Origin of the sequence: Mycoavidus sp. HKI (genome assembly GCF_020023735.2) — a bacterium.
In the GTDB taxonomy this organism is placed as follows: Bacteria; Pseudomonadota; Gammaproteobacteria; order Burkholderiales; family Burkholderiaceae; genus Mycoavidus.
Genome location: NZ_CP076444.2, coordinates 1410466 through 1435146 on the forward strand (window position 1 = coordinate 1410466; position 24681 = coordinate 1435146).

A 24681-nucleotide genomic window follows, 5' to 3' on the forward strand; every position below is an offset into this window, starting at 1 on the left:
TTTCGGCGCACAGAGAGAATCATTCTCTCTGTGCCGCCTTCTTCTCTTGTTTCTTATTACGGGGCTTTAGTCCCGTTTTTTTGTCTCTCGAGTTTGGGCCGCTGTAAGCACGGGCGCACTGACCGAAACCGTCAAACCCATGTTTTTCTGCAGGAATCAATTCATTTTCGTTTTAAGGCGCCACCAGTAGAGACTGCTTTGGTCATCCAAAGCGAAACTCACCTTGCCCTACGGCCTAGCTTATTCTTCATAATTATAGTGCGCTGGCACTTTATAATCTTCCGGGAAATCGGGCCCAAATCGTTCATCTAAGCAGGCATTTACTAGCGCCTTTCTAACTGCACTAGAAAAATTATAAAGTTGAAAATTTATTAACCTAATTCTTTGAAGGATTGCTCGAACTGCTCGCAAATCCTCTTGTATAGATGCTTTTTCATATGCATCAAAAGCAATCTGCAAAGCTAACAGTTTCTCATTGAAAATTTGATTAAAGTCACTTTTTAGGTTGATGCCCCATATTAAATTCCTCGTTCGTTTATCCATGCGCTCTAATTCCTCATCCTTCACACCATGAGACCGAACTAGATCCATTAAGATATTTCTAATTATATTTAAATTTACTAATCTTTCTTGAGTAACTTCATTTTTTTCTTTATGGAAATATTTGCTTGGAATAGTGTAACCTTTTTTAAAAGAAGGCCAATTGAAACTTTTATTGTTAAGCACCCTTGTTAAATCGTATGAAATTGCATCGAATGGACTACTTGCCAATGATCCAATTCTTAAATATACATCCATCAGGCCTGCCTTAGCCGCCAGCATATCTTTTTCTGGTAACGCTTTGTTATATAACTCGATCGCTCTCTCTATTTTTTCAAAATCCCTCTTAAAAGATTTGTTATAATCAGCTCTCCAATCAATATACGACGCATATCCAGTTCTTTTATGCGAAGCCTTCAGATCAGCATATGTCAAACCATGAGATTGAAGAAATTCCATTAAACGTGCTTTAAATTTATTAAAATCCAACATTACATCCCCTTTATTTTACCAATCTTCTACCCTCTGCCTTTCGCGTTTTATCCCGATTAATTGTTCTATCAAGATTTAAAACGTGCTTGGAAACTCTATTCCTAGAATATACTTCCAAATGATTTCTATGCAGTTTATCTAAATACATCAAATCACCATTTTTTATTTCATCTCCAATTCCTTCAGTTGCTCTGTATATCCTCTCCCCATTATAGAACTCGTTAGTAGGAATAGTCACGCGCTTTACTTCCTTACCAAACTCTGTTCCATTAAAAAACTGCTCCATATTATCCACAGAACCAGCATTCGGCACATAATCCTTATCTCTATTGGCTTTCACCCCCTTACTAAAAATAACCGTGTCAAATATATCTAACCCTTCGGCAATCGGCGTCTCCATCACATTACCTGCTGATTGAACCTCTCTTGGCCTCGCCAAAGGCTGAACGATATGCTCTCCAGATTGATTAGGCATGCCTTCAAGCCGCACTTCTTCATCCTGATGCCATGCCATGCCGGGAAGCAGGGGCGGCTGCTCTGGTTCTATCAGCGTTATCATCGGCGGCGGAGGCGGTTGCACTAACTGATTACCGTCTTCTCCAGGCTGTTCGGTATTTGTTGCCCGCTTTTTATACTCTTCATAAAAATCCATGGCTCCTTTCGTCACCACCGCACCTGCAGCCACTGCGCCTAATAAGCCTAATAAAGCAAGTCCAGGTGGGGTTGCCACTAACGGTGCTGCCAGCACCATGGCATTATTTTCTATTTCAATCTGCGCCGCATGCTGCGCGGATGTCGCATCAACCCCTCCTGCATCCGCAAGCCCCGCCACTAGGCTAGTGACTATATTCTTGCGCGCGTCTTTCTCTTCTTCAGACACGCCTTCTACAGGACCTAACAGAGTATTCACCAACACACTTGCGCTCGCGCCCAAGGCCGCTGCGCCACCCGATTGCCCCCGCGCGACTGCGCCGCCATAAGCTAATGCCCCATGCAAGGCGGCACGCACCGTTTCATCATGCAGGCTATCTGCAATATACTTGATTTTTTCGGCACCCAGGCTTTGCAAATAGTTGAGCGCCGCTGCCTGGGTAAATTGCGCGCTCGTCCCAGTCACATTGCCCGATGCCGCTGCCGTCAGCGCAGTGACGATGCGACGGTAGGTGCCTCCTGCTCCCCATTGCTTATTCAAATTCTGCGCCTGCGCCCGTAACTCAGCCGCGACTTCCAGCAATTCCTGCCGCTGCGCTACAGGCATGAACTCATCATTGGCCAGCGTCTCTATATTTTTGGCCCGCTCAAGCTTATGATCCGCTTCCCGGGCTCTATTGACGATAAAGGTACCCGCTTCCCGACCTAATGCATTGACGATATCAAAGCTAGCCTCAATCTCAGCCCGGTTAAAAATCGGCGCTAACGTTTGATGACTCTGTGCCGGATGACGGTTTAGGTCTGCAATCGTCTCTGCCGCACTGTGCCCCGTCAGTTCCATTTGCCGGGCCTCATCCGTAATCACAATCTCCGCACCACTAATCGCACTGCGGGTTGTGGACTGCGCCTGACCAGAGGCACTCATCACAATCGGTATCGCAGCACTCATGCCACCCCGGCTCGCCAACTGATTACCACTATGGGCAGGCGTTGTCACTTCTCCCGATTGCTTCGAGCCCACCCCTTTGCCACTTTGACTGTACCCTCCACCTAAACTGATACTGCTTGCATCATAGCTCGCTTGATTCGTCAGATCAGTCTGTTGCAGGGTTCCTGTCATTAGAGTGTTCCTCCCTGCCCGCACTGCCTGTTCAGCCCCTGCAATCACGCCACCGACAAGCTTCGTATCACCCTTAACGGTTACCTGAAAACCTCCCTCTCCCGCCTGAATCCCCGCCTGTTCCGCGACGCTCAGATAATGACTGTCCATCCTACGTTGCGAGAAATGCAGGCTGGCCGCTGAGACAGAACCTGCTGTTACGCTGCCACTGATACTTTGAGAGTGGCTATGGTAAGTCGCCGTGTTTTGCACACTTTCTATTTCAAGATCCCCCTCAATCTGCGCTGTAACCTGCTCCCCAGCTATCTGCGCGCCTTTTAGGCGCACATCGCTTTGTGCCTTGAGCGTCAGCTTGCCACCCGCTTGGATCAAGGTCGGCGTATAGCTGATTTGCGCCCCATCTGCATGGCCATGCCCAACGCTCACCGCCAGCGAGGCCCCCACTGAGTTCTGGCGGCCAAGCGTTGTCGCCATCCCCACTGCAAAACTCCGGCTCTGCTGCTGACTCTGCTCAATCAAGCTATTCGGCGCAGCTTCCACATTCAGTCGACCTTCTACGTTAAGCGTAATATCCTGTTTTGCTTCTATGCGGGCACCAATCAGATCCAGCGTGGACTCTTCTCCTAAGCCACTGACCTGGATCGATATATTCCCACCTGCCGCCAGTGTGCTGTTCAGCGCCGTCTTGCTCAGCTGCGTCTGCTCTGTTTCATAACGATCTTCGCCAATCATGGCGCTCACTGTCGCGCCACCCACCGCTTTGGGATCCGCCTGGATCGCATCGTAGGCATTTTTCATCGCCAGTGCACCTGCGCCTGCCGCTAACGCCTGCATCCGTGGATCACTGACCTGGGTACTGGCCTGCAGCATCTGCTGATTCGTTTGCGCCGCTGCAAGCACGGGCGCACTGACCGAAACCGTCAAACCCGATTGCTGCCATTCACTACGCTGCCAGACCCTGCTCTCCTCATAGGCCACATCGATCTTGGCCTTGCCAGCTTGAATCTGGATATCGCCTATCGGCACAACCAGCTGACTGCCGCTTTGCTCGTATTCATGGCCGGCAAAGGCTCTAACATGGCCAGATACACTGCCTATCACCGAACCAATCTGGGGCGTGTGCTCATTTTCTTGAGCGTCTTTTTGTGTCCGCGTGCCCACCGTCACTCCGAATTTCCCGCTATCTAATAAGCCTGAGCGTTCTTTAACGGAATAGTGCTGGCCTCTCTCAGCCTGCTCGACAGCTTTTTGCTTGATATTGTTGGCCGCATGGAGATCCACATCGTGCATCCCGATCACGTTTGAGCCCATGATATTCAGGTCATGTCCGGCTTCTATCTGTACCGTGCCCCCGGATAAGGTACTGCTCAATGCTTGTTTTCTATACAGTTTGTTTTGCGTTAATTCGCTCGAAGAAGAGAATGCAGTGCTCGATTCACGATAATGAGACTCCTCAAAATCCGTCTCTTCATAGGCTGCCTCCACGTTAATATCTCGATCCGCTTTGACAGAAAGTCCTTTTCCAGCATTCACATAAGCGCCAGCCGCATGGATATCCCGACCCGCCTTAAGTTCAAGTGAACCGCCCGTTTCAATTTGCGTGCCGATTTCTGTTTTTCTGCTTAGGCTTAAGTCATTGTGTTCATCCCAGACTAATTGGTGTTGAGCACCTACAGTGGCGGTACCTAGTGTGAGGTCGCCTTTGGCTTCTAAACGGGCGTTTTCAGCCACCTTGATTTGAGTCGAGGCCAAATGAATATCCGACTCGGCATACGCGTCCAACTGCTCGGCTTGGACCCGGGTGACACCATCTAGCGCCGTCTGGCTGCCGCTGATGGCATGGGTCGTATGGGTTTGGCTTTGGAGATGGATATCCTGTCCAGCTTTTAAAGTCATTTTTTTGACGGCAATCAACTGGCCAGCGCGACTATCGATGTTATGGCTCGCCTGCATCGAGAGGGTGTCCAAGCTGACGATTGCGCCGCGCTGGTTATCAATATTGCGTGCAGTGAGAGCCATCTTGCCGCGGCTGATCATCGTGCCGGCATTTTTAAATGGGCGGTCGCTGTGCAGTTCAATGGCGTTGGCTGAAATCAGCGAGCCGCCCAGCGGAACTGGACTGGCATCTCTTTTCGCGAGATAGACTTTGGGCGTCAGGACCGTCTGTTCTGAGCCGTCGGGTAATTTAACGCTTTGATTCACCAGCCAAACTGGGCTCGCGCTTAAGGCGGCAATTTGCTGCGGCGTGGGCTCTATGCCGAGGGTCAGATGGTGTTGCTTGGCCCAGTTTGCCCCCCTATGCATTAACGCTTTGAATTCAGCAATTGGGTTTCGATAGCCGGATAGATAGTAGTGACCCGTCAAGCCAATGATCTGGTCACGAATCAGTTGCTGTTCATAAAAGCCATCTCCTAAGCGTTTGGGCACGTGTTGGGGGTCGAGATTGAGTAAATTCAGCAAGAAATTGCTAGAAACGGTATCGCTGTTACGCGTAAAACGGGGATCGGTTTGAATTAGATACGCTCGATCAGGATCGAACTGAAAGTGCTGTAAGCCACTATTTAAGAAAGGGCTGCTGCGGGTTAAGGCAGAGGTGCTCAGCACTAACGCTGTAGAGGGCGCTTGCTGGTCAACCGCGGTGTATTGTTGAGAGACGGCTACATTCAGAGTGTGGTGTTCTATCACCGGAGCGGGATGGTAGGGTACGTGCCCGCTCCAATCACGAGTCCAGCCCCGACTGAACATGCCACCATGCCAGTCTCTGTCTGACCATTGCGATGTTCCCTGATCGGTCGTGATACGCCGACCGTTGGCATCACGGTTATTAATCTGAGCCACTCCACCTTCGAGGTCACTGAGCGCTCCCCCTGCAATAATCCGGCTTTTATCATTAAAAACCGCTCCCGATAAGCGGATCGCCCCACCCGCTTGAATTTTACCGGGTTCGCTGTGCGTGACCACGGTCGTTGACACACGACGGGTAAAGTTATAGTTAGTAAAACAAAACACTTCTGTACCGGAGTGGTGCACTCGGTAAAGGCCCCCTACGTCACCATGCCATCCGATTTGAGATCCATCGTAGCGTTGGTTGGTATGCTGATCCTGACATTCGTGTATCTCCCGCTCTTCGATCAGCCTTTCTTGGGTCTCGAACCTCGAATTTTGATTGATCAACTTTTTTGCATGGATCGAGAGATCACCTACCGCATCAATCGTTGATCCATTATTGAGGATGCGTTCACTGCTGACCTGCGCTGTGGACTGAGCATCCAACTCACCGCCAATGGCTAAACTACCGCCGCTATAGAGCACGCCGCGCTCTAAGTTTTGAACCTCCTTAACACCGATTTTAAGACTGTTTTGCGCGAAGATCACACCAGCCATGTTAAGCAACATAGAGTTGAGCCTATCATGCGCGCCGATTGAAACCGTATCGCCAACAATCAAAGCCGAGCCTGGTTTCAACACGTGCCTTTGAGGAGGCTGCATAGTTTTGTAATTGTCGTTCCATCCCTGTTTATTATTCTCTATCTGGTCACCCTCGATCAAGACTTGACCCTTGCCGTGCAAAATACCATCGTTGATTAAACGATCTACTGAAACATAGAGATCTCCATCACTTTGTAAGACCCCTTCTATACAATTCAAAAAATTTTTACTTTTCAGCGATAATCTGTCGCTTGCAGACACTGTACCGTTGAGGTTGGCGAAAGATTGTTCTGCTTGCAGATTGACATTCTTCCCTGAAATCTGACTGTTAGCCCCATTGAAGATACCTTGCGCCTCCAGCATGACTCCGCCTTGAGCACTGATCAGGCCGCCTTGTGTTTCTGGATCTATACTCTCGCCATTTTTGATGGTATCCGAGAAAATCTTTATTTCACCTATACCGGTGTTGATGATCTGACCTTCATCATGGTTTAACACTTTCTTCGCATGCACTTCAAGCAAGTTAGCGTTATGGGTGGGTTGCGATGGGTGCGCCTCATCCGACCCTACAATGATTTTTCCTTTAAGGTTATTTAAGCCGATGGTGTCAATCTCGATTTTTTGGCTGGCCGATAACGTGCCAGCTTGATTACTTAAAAAAGAGGAGGCTTTTATTTTGAGCGCTTGATTCGAAAGAATTTTCCCGCCTTCAATATTCGCTATTTTAGGTGAGGTGACAGAAAGAAGGCCTTGAGCAAAGATTAAACCGGCTCCTTTTTCACCTTCATCATCGCCATTCATTATTGCGTAGTGGGCCACAATCTGAGCCTGTCCTGTGCCAGTATGGAGCAGCCGGCCTGCGGTATTGTCAATCATGTTGACCTGTATATCTAATACGCTTTGATCGCCATTGGCTTCTATATGGCCCTGCGTATTATCAAGATTTTTACTCCTCAGAATAAGATCCGCACTCGTTGTGATTTGCCCATTTTGATTGTCCAAATGATCGGCTTGGATCAATAGCTTATCTCTTGACTCAATGGTGGCAGACGTGGTGTTGTTTAGAGTCTGTGCTGAACCTTCTACTTTGTGCTGAGCATTGAGGGAGCCCCCTATCGTCAATTCGCCATCGCTATGCACCAAGCCATGTTCTTGGTTGTGTAGGGTCTGTGCGCCGATGGCAAGCTGGCGGCGCGCCATGATGGCCCCTGCTTGATGCGCGTCGGTATCCTCGCTACCATCATTGACTAGGCTCTGCGCACTGATAACTACAGTGCTGCCTTGGATTACTCCATCATTTCTAAGCTGATCGTGTAGGATTAGCGTCAAAAATCGTCCGTCGATCAAAGCGCTTGCTTGATTCTCTAGGGATCTCGCCTTAAGAGAAATATCGCCCTCTATTTTTAACTCCCCTTGATTCAGTAAGCTACCCGAACTCGAAATCGATAGGTTGCCGCTTGCATACATCTTGGCCTGTTGGAATACAGTCAGCCCGCTTTGGCTAGGTTGCGCTTCCTTATCTGGAGGCTGTGTACTGACTGTACCCTTCCAAGAGCTTGCCTCCGTGTCACAAACTTGACTGACTCCGCTTAGCAGGTGAATACTCTGCGCCTGCACTACGCCCTTTATTTTGAAAATGTACGCCATTAAATCCAATGTATCGCTTGCAAATACCGTACTGCCAGCGTCGAAAAAAAGTTCTTTTGCATTCAAACTCACATTTTTCGCTAAAATCTGACTTTTATTTCCATTGAAGATTTTTTCTGCTTCCATCTCGATCTTGCCCTGCAAACGGATCAGACCACCTTGCGTCTCACCTTTATCCAGCATGTTACGCACTTCCTTCGCCTGCACTGTAAGCACGCCCGCGTAATGGGTAAGGTTATCCGGACTATGGGCGCCAGTCGAGGTCGCCGTCTTGGCTGCTTCTTCCGTTCCTACACTAATGAGCCCTCCAGCGTAGTTGTTTAAGCTACTGGTGTTAATGTCGATTTTTTGGCAGGCCGATAAGGTAGCAAATTTATTGTACACATAGTCGGCAGCTTTTATTTCGAGGGTTTGGTTCGAAAAAATGACCCCTCCTTTGTCATTGACTATTTGAGAGGAGGTGACACTCACAGGGCCTTTGCCGAAAATAAATCCCCTCCCTTTTACCGCATCCATATTGCGATTCAGTATTGTCTGACGGGCCACAATTTGAGTCTGTCCTGCACTTGTATTCAGCAGTCGGCCAGAGGCATTGTTAATCAGGTTGACCTGCACGTCCAATACGCTTTGATCCCCCCTGGTTTCGATATGAACTTCTTGATTGTCAAGCACCTGACTTTTCAGAACAAGATCTGAATTCGCTATGATTTGCCCTTTCAGATTGCCCAACTCATCATTCACTGAAATATGGAAATCGCCCTCACTTTGCAAAATCCCTTTATCTAAATTGACAAGAGAATGAGCCTTCAGCGAAAACTTGTCGCTTGCGTACACCGTGCTCGCAGCGTTGGAGATGAGTTCTTTTGAGTTCAGATCCACCTCCTTCCCTAAAATCTGACTTTTATTCGCATTGTAGATTTTCTGTGCTTCTATCACTACCTTGCCCTGAACACGAATTAAACTCTCTTGGGCTTTTTCACCCGTATACGCAGTGTTGATGACCTCCTGAGCATTCACTTCAAGTACGCCTACTAAGTCAGGAGCGTGACGGGATGGACCTTGTACGCTATGGGAAGCCTCCGCCTTGAATTTCTCATCTTCGCCAACAGTTATCAAGCCTCCTACATTCTGTAATTTATCGGTGTCAATCTCTATTTTCTGGCCAGCCGATAAGGTGCTCAATTGATTGCCCAAGTAGGGGGTTTTTATTTTGAGCCTTTGATCCGAAATAATTGCTCCGCCTTCATAATTTACTATTTTTGGGGAGTGAATCGTAACCGGACCTTTACCAAAGATTAAGCCAGCCCCTGTTATCGCTTTAGTATTGAAATTCGCTATCGTTACCTGCGCCACAATCTGAGTCTGCCCCATTCCTGTATGAAGCAGCCATCCGGAAGTATTATTAATCGCAGCAGTGTAAACATCTAACACGCTTTGATCCCCCTGAGCTTTTATGCGCCCTTCCTGGTTTAGAATGACTTGACTGTTTAGGATAAGGTCAGAATGTGCTGTGATTTGTCCATTTTGATTGTTTAACTCACCGACTTGGATCGAGAGTTTTTCTTTTGACTCAATCATAGAAGAGCCGGAATTCACCAGCACTTGGGTTGAGTCAGTCAATTTGCGTTGGGAACCGAGGGCATCTCCTATAGTCAGTTCGCCATCGCTGCGCACTAATCCTTGTTCTTGGTTGCGCAGACTCTGTGCTTTAATTGTAATATGACGGCGCGCCAGTATTGCACCAGCTTGATGCTCCTCGGTATTATTCGTGCCATCATTGACCAGGTGCTGCGTATCAATAACCACAGCGCTGCCTTGAATGACTCCGTAGTTTATAAGCCGATCTTCTGCTTTGAGCGTAAGGTAAACGCCATCTATCAAAGACTTTGATTGATTCTCAAGCTCTTTTGCCTCTAGGGTTATTTCACCTTGAGTCTGTAGAGTACCTTGATTAATTAAGCGCTTAGTCGTCGAAATCGATAGATGACGGCCGGCACTCAATTGATTTTTATGTGTATAGTCTTCTTCAAGCTTTGCGGCAAGATCAAGCGCCGCGCTCAGCGTTCCCGCACCCGTAAAATTGACCGCTTTGACGGTTAAATTACCGTTTGATTGAATCCGAGGGCTGGCATTATCTAGCGTATCAGCTTGAATATTCAGATGCTCTTTAGCCCACACTCTAGCTGTCTCGATGAAGTGCAAGCGACTCGCGCGTCGCGAACCTTGATCGGTCTCGCTACGTGCGATGGAGAGTTCCTGTTGCCGCGTAATCATGGGCAGACCCGTATTCGCGTAATTGATTTCGTGCGTCCCTGTGCTAATGTTGATCTTATTGGCGGACAATTCTCCCTCTACTTTAATGGAGTACGCAATCAGGTCAATTTGCTCAAACTGTTTGAGTGTCGTGTTGCTTTTGATCGTAATTTGACCTGCCTTTACGCGAAAGGCCTGAAGCTCGCCATCACTATTTAAAATAGGCTCGCCTGTGCTGAGCACAAGATGTTTGGTATTGAGAAAATTACATCCCCAACACTCAATACCGTTAGCATTGGAAAAAACGAGTTGAGCCGGCTCCCCGGCGATTTTTATCACGCTATTCAGTTGAGAAAGCGTGCGCCCTATCACGTGATTCAAAATAATCCGAACAGTAGAGCCGTTCTGCAAGGTTACGCCGGGTGGATCAACGTTGAAATTTGGGTGTTCGTTATATGAAATGCCTGCCGCATTGGGCTGGGCGGTATTCACAGTCGGCGAGTCTACTTCCTCACTAGGGTGGGGTGTTATTGGCTCTTGTCTGTTAGGGGCAATAGAAGCAGATCGAATTTGTTGAATCGAAACCCCATTAATTGGTCTTAACATCATTCACCCCGTCTAATAATAATTAATTAGGAGTTTAAATGATGGTCTTTAATATAACAAATAATTTTTTAATTTTAATTGTATGATAATTTCATTTATTTAAATAATATTTTTAATAAATGTGATTTTCTAAAACTTACTCTCGATGCTTTAATCCTCACCCGCAACCACTTCTAGTAGCTGTGTCCCAAAGCGCTCCAGTTTGAGAGCGCCAACACCCGATACTGCGCGTAACTCACTCATTGTCGAGGGAGCAAGCTGGGCCAGTTCAACTAAGGTGCTATCGTGGGAAATAATGTAAGTAGGCACGCATACAAAGCAACTTAAATCGCACTAGGTACACTCGGGCTTTGCTAGAATCGATGCTTTGCCTGATTGAACGCCCCTATGCCCACTCGCCGCATTCTTGTCACTTCTGCCCTTCCCTACGCCAACGGCCAAATTCATATTGGTCACTTAGTTGAATATATACAAACCGATATTTGGGCTCGAGCCTTGCGTATGCACGGCCATCAGGTGTACTACGTAGGGGCCGATGATACGCACGGCACACCCGTTATGCTGCGCGCAGAAAAAGAGGGGGTCACGCCGCAAGCCTTGATCAAACGAGTTTGGGCCGAACACAAACGGGATTTCGATGACTTTGGGATTTCTTTTGATCATTATGATTCGACCGATTCCGCCGCCAACCAACAGCTTTGTGAGCAAGTTTATCTGACCCTGGCGGACGCTGGCTTAATCGATACGCGCGAAATCGAGCAAGCGTATGATCCAGTCCGCTCGATGTTTTTGCCTGACCGTTTTATTAAGGGTACCTGCCCCAAATGTCAGGCTCAAGATCAGTATGGCGATTCATGCGAAGTATGCGGCTCGACCTATCAATCCACCGAACTGGTGAACCCTTATTCAGTGGTTTCCGGCGCGACGCCAATCCGCAAAGTTTCAACTCACTATTTTTTCCGGCTCTCCGATCCGCGCTGCGAAAATTTTCTGCGGCAATGGGTGGCTCAGCTGGCGCAGCCTGAAGCCCGCAATAAGATGAGCGAATGGTTGGGCAGCGGCGCCGAGAGTCAAGACGGTCATACCACTCAACTCGCTGATTGGGATATTTCACGCGACGCACCCTACTTTGGCTTTGAGATTCCCAATGCGCCAGGTAAGTATTTTTATGTCTGGCTTGATGCGCCGCTTGGCTATTATGCAAGCTTTAAAGCGTTATGCGATCAACGGGGACTGGATTTTGATGCTTGGGTTAAACCCGGTAGCACCGCTGAGCAGTATCATTTTATTGGCAAAGATATCTTATATTTTCATACGTTGTTTTGGCCAGCGATGCTAGAGTTTTCCGGTTACCGCACGCCAACCAATGTATTTGCGCATGGTTTTCTGACCGTCGATGGGCAAAAAATGTCGAAGTCACGCGGTACCTTCATTACTGCACATAGTTATATTCAAGCAGGACTCGACCCAGAATGGCTGCGCTATTATTTCGCGACTAAGCTGAATGGCTCGCTAGAAGATCTTGACTTGAATTTTGATGACTTCATCCTGCGTGTCAATAGTGACTTGGTGGGTAAGTATGTCAATATTGCCAGCCGCACTGCTGGTTTTTTAGCTAAGCGCTTTAATGGTTGCGTACTAGACAGCGCCATGCATCATCCATTACTGGTGCAACTACGCACTGCGCTGCCGACCATCGCCGCCCACTACGAAAGCCGCGATAGCGCACGCGCATTACGCATCACCATGGAACAAGCCGATGCGGTCAATCTTTATATTGATACAACCAAGCCCTGGAGTCTGGCGAAAGACCCTACCCAAACAACCACATTACATGAAACATGTAGTGTCAGTTTAGAAGCGTTCCGCTTGCTCACGCTTGCGCTCAAACCTGTTTTGCCGGGCTTAGCCGCTAAAGTTGAGGCTTTCCTTAGCATTGAACCCCTGACCTGGTCGCATGATTTAACTCCGCTCACGGCTAAGCAACCGCTTCAACCCTACCAGCATTTAATGACACGTGTTGAAGCTAAGCAAATTGAGGCGTTATTAGCGGCCAACCAGAGTTCACTCAATCAAAGCGCCGGTTAAAGAGCAAATCAATGCCATTGAGCGTTCCAGTATGGGCCGTCAGTGACCAACTGCGAGAAAATTGCCAAGTCGCTTTGAAAATGCTGGCCGCGGTTGTGAGCCCTTGTTCATAGCCCAGGACAAAACGTTCATTCAGCGCCTTGGCAAGGTTAGCGACCTGCGGATCGGTTAGCCCGGCCTCACTTTGACCAATCGAAAATTCGTCGAGACCAATCGTTTGCGCGATCCGCTTGCCGCCAACGCCGCCTAGTAATGCAAAGGCTGCCGCGGCGGTATTTGTTTGCCCCAGATTCATGCTGTCACTGCTGCCATGCCCAAATAGCAGCCAAGAAATTTTTTCACTGTCAGGTAAATTGGGTTCTGAAACCAACCGTGCGTTCGGCATACGTAAGGTACCGCTGACCTGCACGCCAACTTCAACTTCCTGATTACGCCGCATCGCAAGAACATTAATACTTGGATTAGCAATCGGTCCATTAAATCCAAAATAGCCATTTTCAATCGCAAGCTTGCGACCAAATGCTTCATAGGTTGAACCCTGAGCGACCCGAATATCGCCAACGGCATGGAGTGGTTGGTTAAATTCACTGGTTACGCCTAATTTGCCACGTAGTTTTAAATCTGCGCCAGCGCCATGAAAACGAAAATCACGGCCGAGATCGATATGGATTTTTGCCGCCGGCAAAAAACGACCGGCGGACCGCTCGCCATCTGGCGCGACAAGGTTCAGTGCGGCCCCTGCTAGCTCGTCATTGGCGCGGATAATCACCACATCATCGCCCAGTTTAGGTGCTGACGTGGCCGGCAAATCAAACAGCGCATGATCTATCTTAAAGTCGCCGTCGATCGCTAACCCGCCTGCGGCATCATGATTGGCGAGCACGGCCTGGCCAGAGAGGGATAACTGTTTGTCTGGCGTGGCAAAGAGTTCGAATTTATCCGCGACGATCTTGGCCGATAAAGCAGGGTTGACATGATCCAGTGCAATGCTCCCAAGAATGCGCAAGGTACCTTCCACACCATGAAATTCAACCTGCCGAAAATCAACCCGATTCTCAGATAGCGCAATGCGCACAATACCTCGCGTCAATGCAATCTCATCATCGAGCAAGTTTGCGGCTAGGTCATCACCGCTTAATAGGCCCGAAAATTTAGGTTTGGCAATCTGTCCGGCCAGAGTCAAGTCCATCGCTAAACGCCCCTCAAACACATATTGCGGGCCAAGCAAAGCGCTCATGGTTTTGAGCGAAGGCAGTGACGCGGTGATCCGTCCTGACAGCGGCGCCTCAGGCGCAATCGACAACTGGCCCTGATTTAAACTCAGTGATGAATGTAAATTCGCCTCCAATACACCAAGCCGCGCAGCGTGTGCGCGCAGGCTGAGATGAGCCTGCCGCTGGCCAGATAAATCGACGCGTGCTGACAGGAGATCAAGGCCAAGCGCGGTGAATTTCCGGCTAGCATTGAGCCTTACATCGCCTGTTCGACGCATCAATTGTAAATAGCCAGTCGCCCTCTCGCCTAATGAAAAATCCCAATCACCATCCAAGACAAGGTCGGTTTTGAAAGCATCCATCTTACCGGTTAAGGCCTGCTCAAGACGCAATAACCAACTCGCATCAATCCCTTTTAGCGTTCCTGCTGAACGAATCAGGCCCGGCTCGTAAACCAATGCGCGTAAATCAAGCATTGCTTGCTCAATCTCTAATTGCATCGCTCCAAGGCTGAAACGTTTAGGCTCGATGCTGATGGCAACAGGTGCGACGAGGCGTAGAATGGGCAAGCCCGCGGCTACATTGAGTAGCGAGCCACGGTTTTCAAACTGGGTCAGCGTACCGTGCCAACTCATCTTCGCTAAGGTGCTTTGTAAGCTGCCATGCGCAGCCATACTTAGATCGAACGGCTTTTTACTGGCCTGGCCGACTGCATTTGCAGTCAATCGATGGCGCTCGCGCGTACCCGCCACCCGTGCTTTCAGGGTTTGCACCGTCACGCCGGGCATCACGAGATTACGCCCATCCAGGTTCAATACGAGGGCGCTATTGGCCGCCTCATGCATCTCGATCTGCCCCGTTGCCTGTTCAATGCGAGTTTGGCCCAATCCAAGCGACGCAGCTTGATAACTCGCAACAATATTAGGCTTGGCAAAATGCCCACTTAAATGCCCTTTTGCTTTGAATCTGCCACTTAAACCAGAATAAAATGCTGCCAGCCGTTCAAGGTGAGGCGCATTCAGCTCAAACAACAACTGGTCGCCTGGCTGGCCTAAGCTACCTTGCCAAACCGTTGTATTGCCCGCAATCGAGAGTTGTACTGAGTTTAACAAGACGCGTTCTGCGCCTAATTGCACAATGCCCGAGCCGGTGAGCGGCAGGCCGGCATAAACGCTATCATATAACTTAAATTTTAACTCCGCCGCCGCTTCTACAGATGACGCTGAAAATGGCGGCGTGATTTCAATCCGAGCATGGCTTACCAGTTTGGCACCTAGTGCGTCCACATCGATGATCATCTGCTCAAGCGAACCCGATAAACGCAGATGCACTTGTTGGATTGGCCAAACAGATTTAGGGTGCAACCGGCTTAAGAAATGAGCCGTGCCAGTCAGCGCAAAAGGTTGGCGAGCATCAAGCTGGAACTCCCCTTTAAGCTCGCCAAAGGGTGTGATGAGTTGCTCAACGGTAAGTTGATGGCGATCACGATTGCTACGAGCGCGCACAGCCAACTCGCTGAATTCAGTCACCGAGGCGCTTGCTTTGCCTGTTTCATCGGTAATGTGCGGTGTATCTGGCGGCACCTGATGTAAACGCAAACGGTCAACGCGCAGCTCTAGAATCTCAAATGCGCACGGCAGCGCAAGCTTCTTTGACAGTGATGGCAAGCTCGATGTTTTAGCCGTTTTGGGGGTAGGGGCAAAATGTGCGTCCACCGTGCCGATACGCAGCCAATCTACTTTCAAGCGCCATGGCTTGCGCGCAAAACCCCACTGACCATCGATCCGGTCAATGTAGATTTGCTTGCCTTTAGCCCGCCATGCGAGTTGTTGCACATGCAAGCCGCTAGCCAGAGTGCCGCCGTCTAGGGCACCGCTTAAACGGCCGCCCGACAGCATGAGCGCAATTTGCCAGAGAGAACGAGTTCCTTTTTCGGTATGGCTGGCATACAAAAGTGTACCTGCCATCAATACGGCGATTGCCAAGATACCTGGCACCAGCCAACCGAGTACGCGCCACCCCCTCATCAGAATGCAATGCCAAGTGTTAAATAGGGCCGAATCCTACGATCCCGCAAACCATACCCCAAATCCAAGTTAATCGGCCCTACCGGGCTACGCCATCGCATTCCTATGCCCATCCCTTGATAAAAGGTTTTTTCTGTCCATTTGTCGGTGGCGGTTCCTAGATCATAAAATACGGCCGCGCCCCAATCCCGATTAAACCAATGCTGATATTCACTGCTTGCCGTAACTAAATGCTTCGCCGGCAGGACCGAGCCGGCTACTTCATGGCCAATACTTTGATAGCCATAGCCGCGGACCGAATTAACCCCGCCCGCCCGGAATAACAACGAAGCTGGAATACCCGTTGAACCACCCGCAGTCAAAACACTACCTAATTCTGCACGAAACAAAACGAGATCGTTTTTGCCAAGCGGAAAATACTGGCGCCCATGCATATAGAAACGTCCAAACGATTGCTCCGTCATCAAATCTTTCACAGCAAACCCGGCCGATAACGAAACAATATTACCTCGACGGGCAAACATCGGGTCATCGACATCTCGGCGCGTCCATGACCAAGTTGGCACAAGCGCACGGCTCACATCTGGCGCGCTGGCATTTTGGCTTAGCTGATCTTCGTAATACAGCAGTGACCAAGCATAATCATAATTCTCTAATGAGCGTGCGCGTTGAGCACCAAGACGCAGGCTGCGAATATCCGTATCTTCAATGTTAGTGCGGGTGTGAGTCGCTAATAAGCTGTTGGTATAAGCTTTGCGATCAGGCGGCATCGATAGACGCAGGGCAATGTTTTGCTGGTGCTGCTCGAATTGGCCTTGCGCATTCAAGATCCAACTGCGGCCAAACATATTGTTATAGACATAGTTACCTTGCACCCGAGCGCCTGTATCGGATGAATACCCAATCCCTGAACGAATTGAATGCCATGGATATTCACTGACTTTCACTTTTACCGGCACGTGGTGCGGCTGGCTTGCATCGTTTGCCACATCGACTGCGACACTGGCAAAGTAAGTTGTGTTTTGCACCTGCCTTTGCAATTCAAGTAGCCGCTCCACGCTATACAGCTCACCCGGCTGCAGCGGGTTCACATGATGAATGATTTTTGCAGGATACCGCTTTAAGCCACTAATTTCGATCGCTCCCATGGTAAAAGTCGGGCCGCTATCGAACGTGGCCGCCAGCCTAGCCTGCTCACTACGAGGGTCAATCAACGCTTGCGCGTGGAGAATTTTGGCCGCGGCATAGCGTTTTGCTTGCAACGCTTTTAATGAAGCGTTTTTAGCTCCCTCCCAAGCAGACTGACTAAATGCATCACCGCGGCGCAATGTCCAGGCACGACGCACCAGATCCTCACGCGCAGGCTCTTCGGTTTGGATAGCTCCCGTAAAATTGAGCGCCACCGATGAAATCGCCGTGCACGGGCCAGGCTCAAGGCTGATGGTAACCTCCGGCTGATTGCCAAGCGTGACGACATCTGTCGTCACCACGGCACTAAAGTATCCTTCTGTTTCAGCGAGCTCACGCGCTTGTTGAGGCGCGGCCGTCACTAAAAACTCAAACTGTTCATCACTGATATCAGCGCGCTTGGCAAAGCGCGCCAAATCCAAATGCTTTTTAAGCAAGGCTTTGAGCTTGCGAGGCGCTTCAATATCAACGGTATATTCTGCTTGTGCAGACACGGGTAAACAGGCCAAGATGATGACCAGTCCAATGCCACATACCCCTTGCCAATCGCGCACTCGTTTGCTTATTTGTTGTCCGATCTTGCTCAAACTGGGTTCCAATAGAATTTTCCGATCGCTTACATAGATTCAGAAATTGCCGCAAGCAATAGCATTGGAACACATTTATACCGCCAATTTCACCCCCAAAGACCTAAAAATTAACCTAAAGCCGGCATTCAAGGGCAATTTAATATAAGATTGAACCCGATTGAACCCTAATGAAGTCGATCGCTCGTTAAGCTTACGACTGCGTTAAGCCTTAACTGCGAGAGCTATCCAATATTTTGCTTAAAATGAGTCGCCACTACCAATCCGAGATTACTCAGTTTATTCACCAGCTCAAACAGCAACAGCCTGCGCTGGAAGAAGCACAGCGTCGCGGGCGCATGTTATTGTGGGATAAATCCCCGCTCAACCTTGACGAGCGGGCGCGGCAGCAGACCTCCCGTATCCAGCAAAAGCCCTACGTCTATTATTAAAGTGACTTAAGTCATGAAGCGGCCGGCACTAAGCGCGATAGCTGACGACGCGTTGATGGCGCCTACTGCTGATTCAACGCCAGATACGATTGATGGCGTGGCTTATGCGCATCTGTATGGCGAGCCGCTTTTTAAACTGCCGCATGATCTTTATATTCCGCCAGATGCGCTGGAAATTTTTCTCGAAGCATTTGCAGGGCCGCTTGATCTGTTGCTTTATTTAATTCGTAAACAGAACTTCAATGTGCTTGATATCCCAATGACTGCCGTCACCCGCCAATACCTTGAGTATGTTGAGCAGATACGCAACCACAACCTTGAGCTAGCGGCCGAATATCTGCTGATGGCGGCGATGTTGATTGAAATCAAGGCGCGCATGTTGTTGCCGGTCAAAAAAGCCGCCCCAGATGAAGAAGCGGAAGACCCGCGCGCTGAACTGGTGCGGCGTTTGCTCGAATACGAGCAAATGAAGCTCACGGCGCTCAAACTCGATCAGCTGCCGCAACTTGGGCGCGACTTCCTACGCGCCAACATTTATATTGCACCCAGTCTTGCCCCGCACTTGCCTGAGGTGAGCACCGAAGATCTGCGCACAGCTTGGGCAGAACTCATGAAACGTGCAAAACTTGTTGAGCACCACCGCATTACCCGTGCCGAGCTCTCGGTACGCGAGCATATGAGTGTTATTTTACGTAAATTACAGCACGCCCGCTTTATTGAATTCAGTGAACTATTTGAACCGACATCAACAGCGCCAGTCATCATCGTCAATTTTATCGCCATCCTTGAACTGGCGCGTGAAACACTGATTGAAATCACGCAGGCAGAAGCGTTTGCGCCAATTTATGTCCGCCTCTCTTATACCCCTAGCACCCTTGAATCTGCGCCAACCAGCGATTCACTCTTAACGACTGGCCAAGCAACCGCTCTGGAATCATTCCATCTATGAAAATCATTCGCTCGATCCAAGAACTGCGTGATCAATTACGAGGCCAAAATCGCACGGCTTTTGTACCTACAATGGGTAATTTGCATGAAGGACATTTATCCTTAATCCGCCTCGCCCACCATCATGGTGACCCAGTCATCGCCAGCATCTTCGTCAATCGCTTGCAATTTGGGCCACAAGAAGATTTTGCCCATTATCCACGCACCTTTGAAGAGGACCTTGAAAAACTACAACGCGAAAATGTCTATGTGCTGTTCGCGCCCACCGAAACGGATTTATATCCGGAACCACAGCACTATCGTGTGAATCCCCCCGATGGCATGAGCTCGATCCTTGAGGGCGAATTCAGACCCAGCTATTTCCAAGGCATGTGCACCGTAGTCATGAAGTTATTCTGCTGTGTCCAGCCACGCATTGCGGTCTTCGGCAAAAAAGATTACCAACAGCTGATGATCGTACGCGCGATGAGTCAACAATTTGCGTTATCCACTGAAATTATTGCCGCCGAAACGGTGCGGGATGAGGATGGCCTGGCGCTTTCTTCACGCAATATGTATCTTAATCAAACAGAGCGCGCTGAAGCGCCCATGCTATTTAAAACACTATCGGATATACGCCGCAAAATTATTGAAGAAAACCATAACGATTTTGCTACACTCGAGCAAGAAGCGATGGCTCAGCTCGCGGCCCGTGGCTGGGAACCGCAATATATTACGATTCGCAAACAGGCCGATTTGCAGGCCTTAGCTGCGCACGAAACAAATGCGCCATTGGTGATCGTCGCGGCAGCAAAACTCGGGACAACCCGTTTGATCGATAATCTTGAAATTTAAAGCAAGTGCAATCAACAGAGCCAAGATAGATCTCCACCTCCTTTGGCTTTGATCTTTTGCCGGATTCCCTTTATTATCTTCCTATCATTCATTTTATTAAGGACTGTCTATGCAACGCGTTATGCTGAAATCAAAAATTCATCGCGCCGCAGTCACTCACTGCGAGTTGCACTATGAAGGCTCATGCGCGATCGATGAAAATTTACTCGAAGCCGCCAACATTATAGAAAACGAAAAAATCGATGTTTGGAATATCAATAATGGCGAGCGTTTTTCGACTTACGCGATACGCGCCGAGCGCGGCAGCGGCACGATTTCATTGAACGGCTCAGCGGCACGGCGCGCGCAGTTAGGCGACCTGGTGATCATCGCAGCATTTGGCTTTTTTGATGATACTGATATACGTGCAGGCAATGTTAAGCCTAATTTGGTGTTTGTGGATCATAACAACCGCATCAAGGGCAGCCGTGACCATGTACCGGTACAAGTATCGTAGCCGAATTAGTTGCTTGGGTCATTTGTCAGTCAGTTAGGCGGGATAATACTGAGCTTGCAACGAAATGCGCTTACATAAAAATTTGATCCAACTACTGATTAGCGTGCTAGCAATAACACCCTATAGTGCCTCTGCAAATATCCAAGTGACAGACGATGTCGGCACAGTAGTCACGCTTACCACACCGGCCAAACGGGTGATTAGCCTAGCACCGCATCTCACTGAATTAATTTACGCAGCCGGCGGCGGATCTGTATTGCGCGGTACTGTCAAGCATAGCGATTACCCAAATGCCGCGAGACAGTTACCGCGAGTGGGCGATTACCAAGCACTTGATTTGGAGCAAATCATTGCGTTGCGACCTGATTTGGTGGTGGCTTGGCAGCATGGCAATGTGGAGCGTCAGTTGAACGCCCTGCGCAAATTACATATTCCGATTTTTTATAACGCGCCACGCCAACTCAACGATATTTCTATCACGCTTGAAAAATTTGGCATTTTATTTGACACCCGCGCCACCGCCGATTCAGCCGCGGCTCGATTGCGTGCAGACATTGCAGCGTTACGCACACGCTATGCGCAACGCGCACCGGTACGGGTGTTTTATCAAGTATCTGATCAGCCTTTGATCACGCTGAACGGCAAGCAAATAGCCAGCGATGTGATTAGAGTATGCGGCGGCCATAATGTGTTTGCTGATTTAGCACCAGAGGTCCCTGTTATTTCGCTAGAAGCGGTGCTGGCAGCTGACCCGCAGGCAATTATTGTGTCGCGCCCTAGCGCAATCGCAACCGGTCAAGCCCTACCCAGCTTAGAGCGCTGGCGCAATTGGCCGCAACTGAGCGCCACTCAGCATAATGCTCTTTTTGCGATTGATGCAGATTTACTCGACCGCCCCGCCCCACGCATTGCGCAAGGTGCCGCACGACTGTGCAAAGCACTTGATACCGCACGCAATCGGCTTAAGCAGGAATAGGATTATAGCGGGCTTATCTCGCTGAAGCAGCAATACGCGGCGTTAACACCTGCACGTCACCGCACTGTGCGCGATGACGCAGCACATGATCCATCAATACCAAGGCGAGCATTGCTTCAGCAATTGGCGTGGCGCGAATGCCAACACAGGGGTCATGCCGCCCAAAGGTCTCAACTATCGCCGGAGCACCAGTTTTATCAATCGACTGGCGTGGCGTGCGAATGCTCGAAGTCGGCTTAATGGCAAGAGAGACGGTGATATCTTGGCCACTCGTAATGCCGCCAAGAATACCCCCGGCATGATTACTCATAAAGCCAGCCGGAGTCAGTTCATCACCATGCTGCGAGCCACGCTGGGCGATGCTGGCGAAACCAGCGCCAATTTCAACCCCTTTAACGGCATTAATGCCCATCATCGCATGCGCAATATCCGCGTCTAGTCTATCAAAAACGGGCTCACCCAGGCCAACTGGTACGCCACTTGCGATGACCGTGATGCGTGCACCGATTGAATCGCCTTCTTTACGCAGTTGATCCATATAAGCTTCTAGCTGCGGCACAATCTCTGCATTAGGGGAAAAAAATGGATTTTCTGGCACATAGGCCCAATCAATGAATGGAATATTAATCTCGCCAAGCGCGGCCATATAGGCTTGTATTTTGATTTTTAGATGCTCGTGCAGCCATTTTTTTGCGACGGCGCCTGCCGCTACCAAGGGCGCTGTTAAGCGTGCCGATGAACGGCCGCCACCGCGATAGTCGCGCAGACCATATTTATGCCAGTAAGTATAATCTGCGTGGCCAGGACGAAAAGTATCGACAAGATTGCCGTAATCTTTGCTCCGTTGATCCGTATTACGGATCAACAGTCCAATTGGCGCACCCGTCGTGATGCCCTCGAAGACACCGGAAAGAATTTCAACACTATCGTCTTCTTTGCGCTGCGTCACATGACGCGACGTGCCAGGCTTACGGCGATCTAACTCAAGCTGAATATCATTTTGCGTCAGGGTCAGTCCAGGCGGACAGCCATCGATGACACAGCCAATCGCCGGACCGTGGGATTCGCCAAAGGTGGTAACCGTGAAAAGCGTACCAAGAGTGTTACCGGACATATCCGCTGGCCTAAAAAATTAAACGGAGAATTGAGAAAAGCGGCATTGCCGGCCCAGTGTACATCATCTCAAGGCAGCCATTTCATTGGCTTTCGGTTTCAGGCCAATCCCGAATATAGGCTTTGAGCATGCGGTTTTCAAAACCTTGCTCCTCAACCACGGCTTTAGCCACATCGTAAAACGAAATCACCCCCATTAAGGTGCGCTCATTTAACACCGGCAAATAGCGTGCATGTCGTTCTAGCATCATGCGGCGGACCACATTAACATCCGTCTCGGGCGAACAAACCAATGGACTGCTATTCATAACGTCACGGATAGTGGTGGCGCCAATCACGCCGTCACTTGCTCGCAAAGTCAGAATAATCTCTCGGAAGGTGAGAAGACCCACCAGATTACCCTCTTCCATCACGACCAACGAACCAATATCGTGCGTCGCCATGGTATCCACCGCTTCGAGCAACGGTGTCTCAGGCCTTACCGTGAAAAGCGTATTCCCTTTGACTTTCAGTATGTCACAGACTTGCATAGATCCCTTCCTTGGGCTGACTCAATGTCTGGATGCTAACGGAAAGCTTAGCAAAGATAAAGTAGGCTGTTCGGCCAAGGCTATTTCTTTCGTTGCGCAGGTAAGTCGGTGCAGACGCCTTCAAACAGTTCGGCCGCCATGCCAATTGATTCGCTGAGCGTCGGATGGGGATGAATCGTTTTACCTATATCGGCTGCGTCTGCCCCCATCTCAATTGCCAGGCAAAGCTCGCCAATCAGATCTCCCGCGCTGGTACCGACAATCCCGCCGCCAATCACACGGTGCGTAGTTTGGTCAAAAATCAGTTTGGTAAGACCTTCATCGCGGCCATTGGCAACGGCGCGGCCGGAAGCGGCCCACGGAAACACTGCTTTGCCATATTGAATGCCTTCTGCTTGACACTGGGCTTCCGTTTTGCCCGTCCACGCCACTTCTGGATCCGTATAGGCAACCGAAGGGATCTGATACGCATCAAAATAAGCTTTCTGGCCGGCGGCGACTTCCGCCGCAATATGCCCTTCGTGCACAGCTTTATGGGCCAACATAGGCTGACCCACGACATCGCCAATTGCAAAAATATGCGGCACATTGGTGCGTTGCTGTTGGTCAACGAGGATAAAGCCGCGCTCATTGACCTGGACGCCGGCTTTGTCGGCGCCGATTTGATGGCCATTAGGCTTGCGCCCGACGGCTACCAGCACCAGGTCATAACATTGTGCACTGCTAGGCGCCTGTGCGCCTTCAAAACTAACATGAATCCCATCATTTTTTGCTTCGGCTTGAACCGTTTTGGTTTTGAGCATGATCTGCCCAAAGCGAGGGGCATTAAATTTCTCCCATACTTTGACCAAATCACGATCGGCCCCGGCCATCAGGGTATCCGACATTTCAACAATATCAACTTGCGCGCCAAGCGCTGAATAAACGGTTGCCATTTCAAGGCCGATGATGCCACCGCCAATCACCAACATGCGCTGTGGAATCTGCCGCAATTCAAGTGCGCCCGTTGAATCAACGATGCGCGGGTCAGCCGGCATAAAAGGCAACGGTATTGACTGCGAGCCCGCCGCAATAATGGCATGCTTGAATTTGACCTGGCGCACCTGACCGGCGTCAGCTTGGACGGCCAGTTGGTGAGGGCTAGTAAATTCACCTACCCCATTTATAACTTGCACTTTACGCGCTTTGGCCATCTGCGCTAAGCCGCCGGTTAGCTTATCGATCACCCCAGATTTAAAGGCACGCAGTTTATTTAAATCGATTTGTGCTTCGCCAAACGAGATACCGTGCGCCGCCAAGGCTTTCACTTCCGCACTAATTTGCGCGGTATGGAGCAAGGCTTTCGACGGAATGCAGCCGACATTTAAACAGACCCCGCCAAGCGTTGGGTAACGTTCAACCAGTACCGTGTGCAAGCCAAGATCAGCGGCTCGAAACGCTGCAGCATAGCCACCGGGCCCAGCACCTAGTACCAGTAAATCACACTCCACCGGATCCGCTGCTAGCGGCTG

11 protein-coding genes and 3 pseudogenes are annotated in these 24681 nt (G+C 49.7%); 6 read left to right on the plus strand and 8 right to left on the minus strand.

Annotated elements, in window-relative coordinates; genetic code table 11:
• Positions 1 to 240 precede the first annotated feature (240 nt).
• From KMZ15_RS05600 to KMZ15_RS05610, 3 genes are all read right to left on the minus strand, one after another.
• Positions 241 to 1032: a hypothetical protein gene (locus tag KMZ15_RS05600; protein WP_223691463.1), complete on the minus strand. Its 792-nt coding sequence runs from the start codon at positions 1030 to 1032 to the stop codon at positions 241 to 243.
• A gap of 10 nt (positions 1033 to 1042) precedes the next feature.
• Positions 1043 to 10741, minus strand: a complete 9699-nt coding sequence (locus KMZ15_RS05605) for a hemagglutinin repeat-containing protein (RefSeq protein ID WP_223691465.1) — start codon at positions 10739 to 10741, stop codon at positions 1043 to 1045.
• Between the two features lie 147 nt (positions 10742 to 10888).
• The gene (locus tag KMZ15_RS05610; protein WP_223691467.1) at positions 10889 to 11047 is read right to left on the minus strand and encodes an HRDC domain-containing protein; all 159 of its coding nucleotides are present in this window, start codon (positions 11045 to 11047) and stop codon (positions 10889 to 10891) included.
• Positions 11048 to 11125: 78 nt separating this feature from the next.
• Between KMZ15_RS05610 and metG the strand changes: the two are divergent.
• Positions 11126 to 12808: pseudogene (gene metG, locus KMZ15_RS05615) on the plus strand (methionine--tRNA ligase); the annotation flags it as partial.
• Here the strand turns inward: metG and KMZ15_RS08965 are convergent.
• The gene (locus tag KMZ15_RS08965) at positions 12807 to 16067 is read right to left on the minus strand and encodes a translocation/assembly module TamB domain-containing protein (protein ID WP_308710172.1); all 3261 of its coding nucleotides are present in this window, start codon (positions 16065 to 16067) and stop codon (positions 12807 to 12809) included. The pseudogene metG and the gene KMZ15_RS08965 overlap by 2 nt on opposite strands.
• The gene (locus KMZ15_RS05625; protein WP_223694725.1) at positions 16067 to 17782 is read right to left on the minus strand and encodes an autotransporter assembly complex family protein; all 1716 of its coding nucleotides are present in this window, start codon (positions 17780 to 17782) and stop codon (positions 16067 to 16069) included. Before KMZ15_RS05625 ends, KMZ15_RS08965 begins: the two co-directional genes overlap by 1 nt.
• Positions 17783 to 18087: 305 nt before the next feature.
• Between KMZ15_RS05625 and KMZ15_RS05630 the strand changes: the two genes are divergently transcribed.
• The 5 genes and pseudogenes from KMZ15_RS05630 (at position 18088) to KMZ15_RS05650 (ending at position 21527) form a co-directional block, all read left to right on the plus strand.
• Entirely contained in the window at positions 18088 to 18273 is a 186-nt protein-coding gene (locus KMZ15_RS05630) for a DUF3460 family protein (RefSeq protein WP_223691469.1), read from the plus strand.
• A gap of 13 nt (positions 18274 to 18286) precedes the next feature.
• Positions 18287 to 19144, plus strand: a pseudogene (locus KMZ15_RS05635) (ScpA family protein); the annotation flags it as partial.
• A gap of 74 nt (positions 19145 to 19218) precedes the next feature.
• Positions 19219 to 20055 carry a pantoate--beta-alanine ligase gene (panC, locus tag KMZ15_RS05640; RefSeq protein ID WP_223691471.1) on the plus strand — a complete coding sequence of 279 codons (837 nt, stop codon included), beginning with the start codon at positions 19219 to 19221 and terminating at the stop codon, positions 20053 to 20055.
• Between the two features lie 109 nt (positions 20056 to 20164).
• Complete coding sequence (gene panD / locus KMZ15_RS05645) at positions 20165 to 20551, plus strand: aspartate 1-decarboxylase (protein WP_223691481.1); 387 nt, start codon at positions 20165 to 20167, stop codon at positions 20549 to 20551.
• A gap of 64 nt (positions 20552 to 20615) precedes the next feature.
• Positions 20616 to 21527: a cobalamin-binding protein gene (locus tag KMZ15_RS05650; protein WP_223691483.1), complete on the plus strand. Its 912-nt coding sequence runs from the start codon at positions 20616 to 20618 to the stop codon at positions 21525 to 21527.
• A gap of 13 nt (positions 21528 to 21540) precedes the next feature.
• On the opposite strand, the gene aroC is transcribed toward KMZ15_RS05650, so the two are convergent.
• The 3 genes and pseudogenes from aroC to lpdA form a co-directional block, all read right to left on the minus strand.
• Positions 21541 to 22641 carry a chorismate synthase gene (aroC, locus tag KMZ15_RS05655; RefSeq protein ID WP_223691485.1) on the minus strand — a complete coding sequence of 367 codons (1101 nt, stop codon included), beginning with the start codon at positions 22639 to 22641 and terminating at the stop codon, positions 21541 to 21543.
• 82 nt (positions 22642 to 22723) lie between these two features.
• Positions 22724 to 23170, minus strand: a complete 447-nt coding sequence (locus KMZ15_RS05660; RefSeq protein ID WP_223691487.1) for a CBS domain-containing protein — start codon at positions 23168 to 23170, stop codon at positions 22724 to 22726.
• A gap of 80 nt (positions 23171 to 23250) precedes the next feature.
• Positions 23251 to 24672, minus strand: a pseudogene (gene lpdA, locus KMZ15_RS05665) (dihydrolipoyl dehydrogenase); the annotation flags it as partial.
• Positions 24673 to 24681 lie beyond the last annotated feature (9 nt).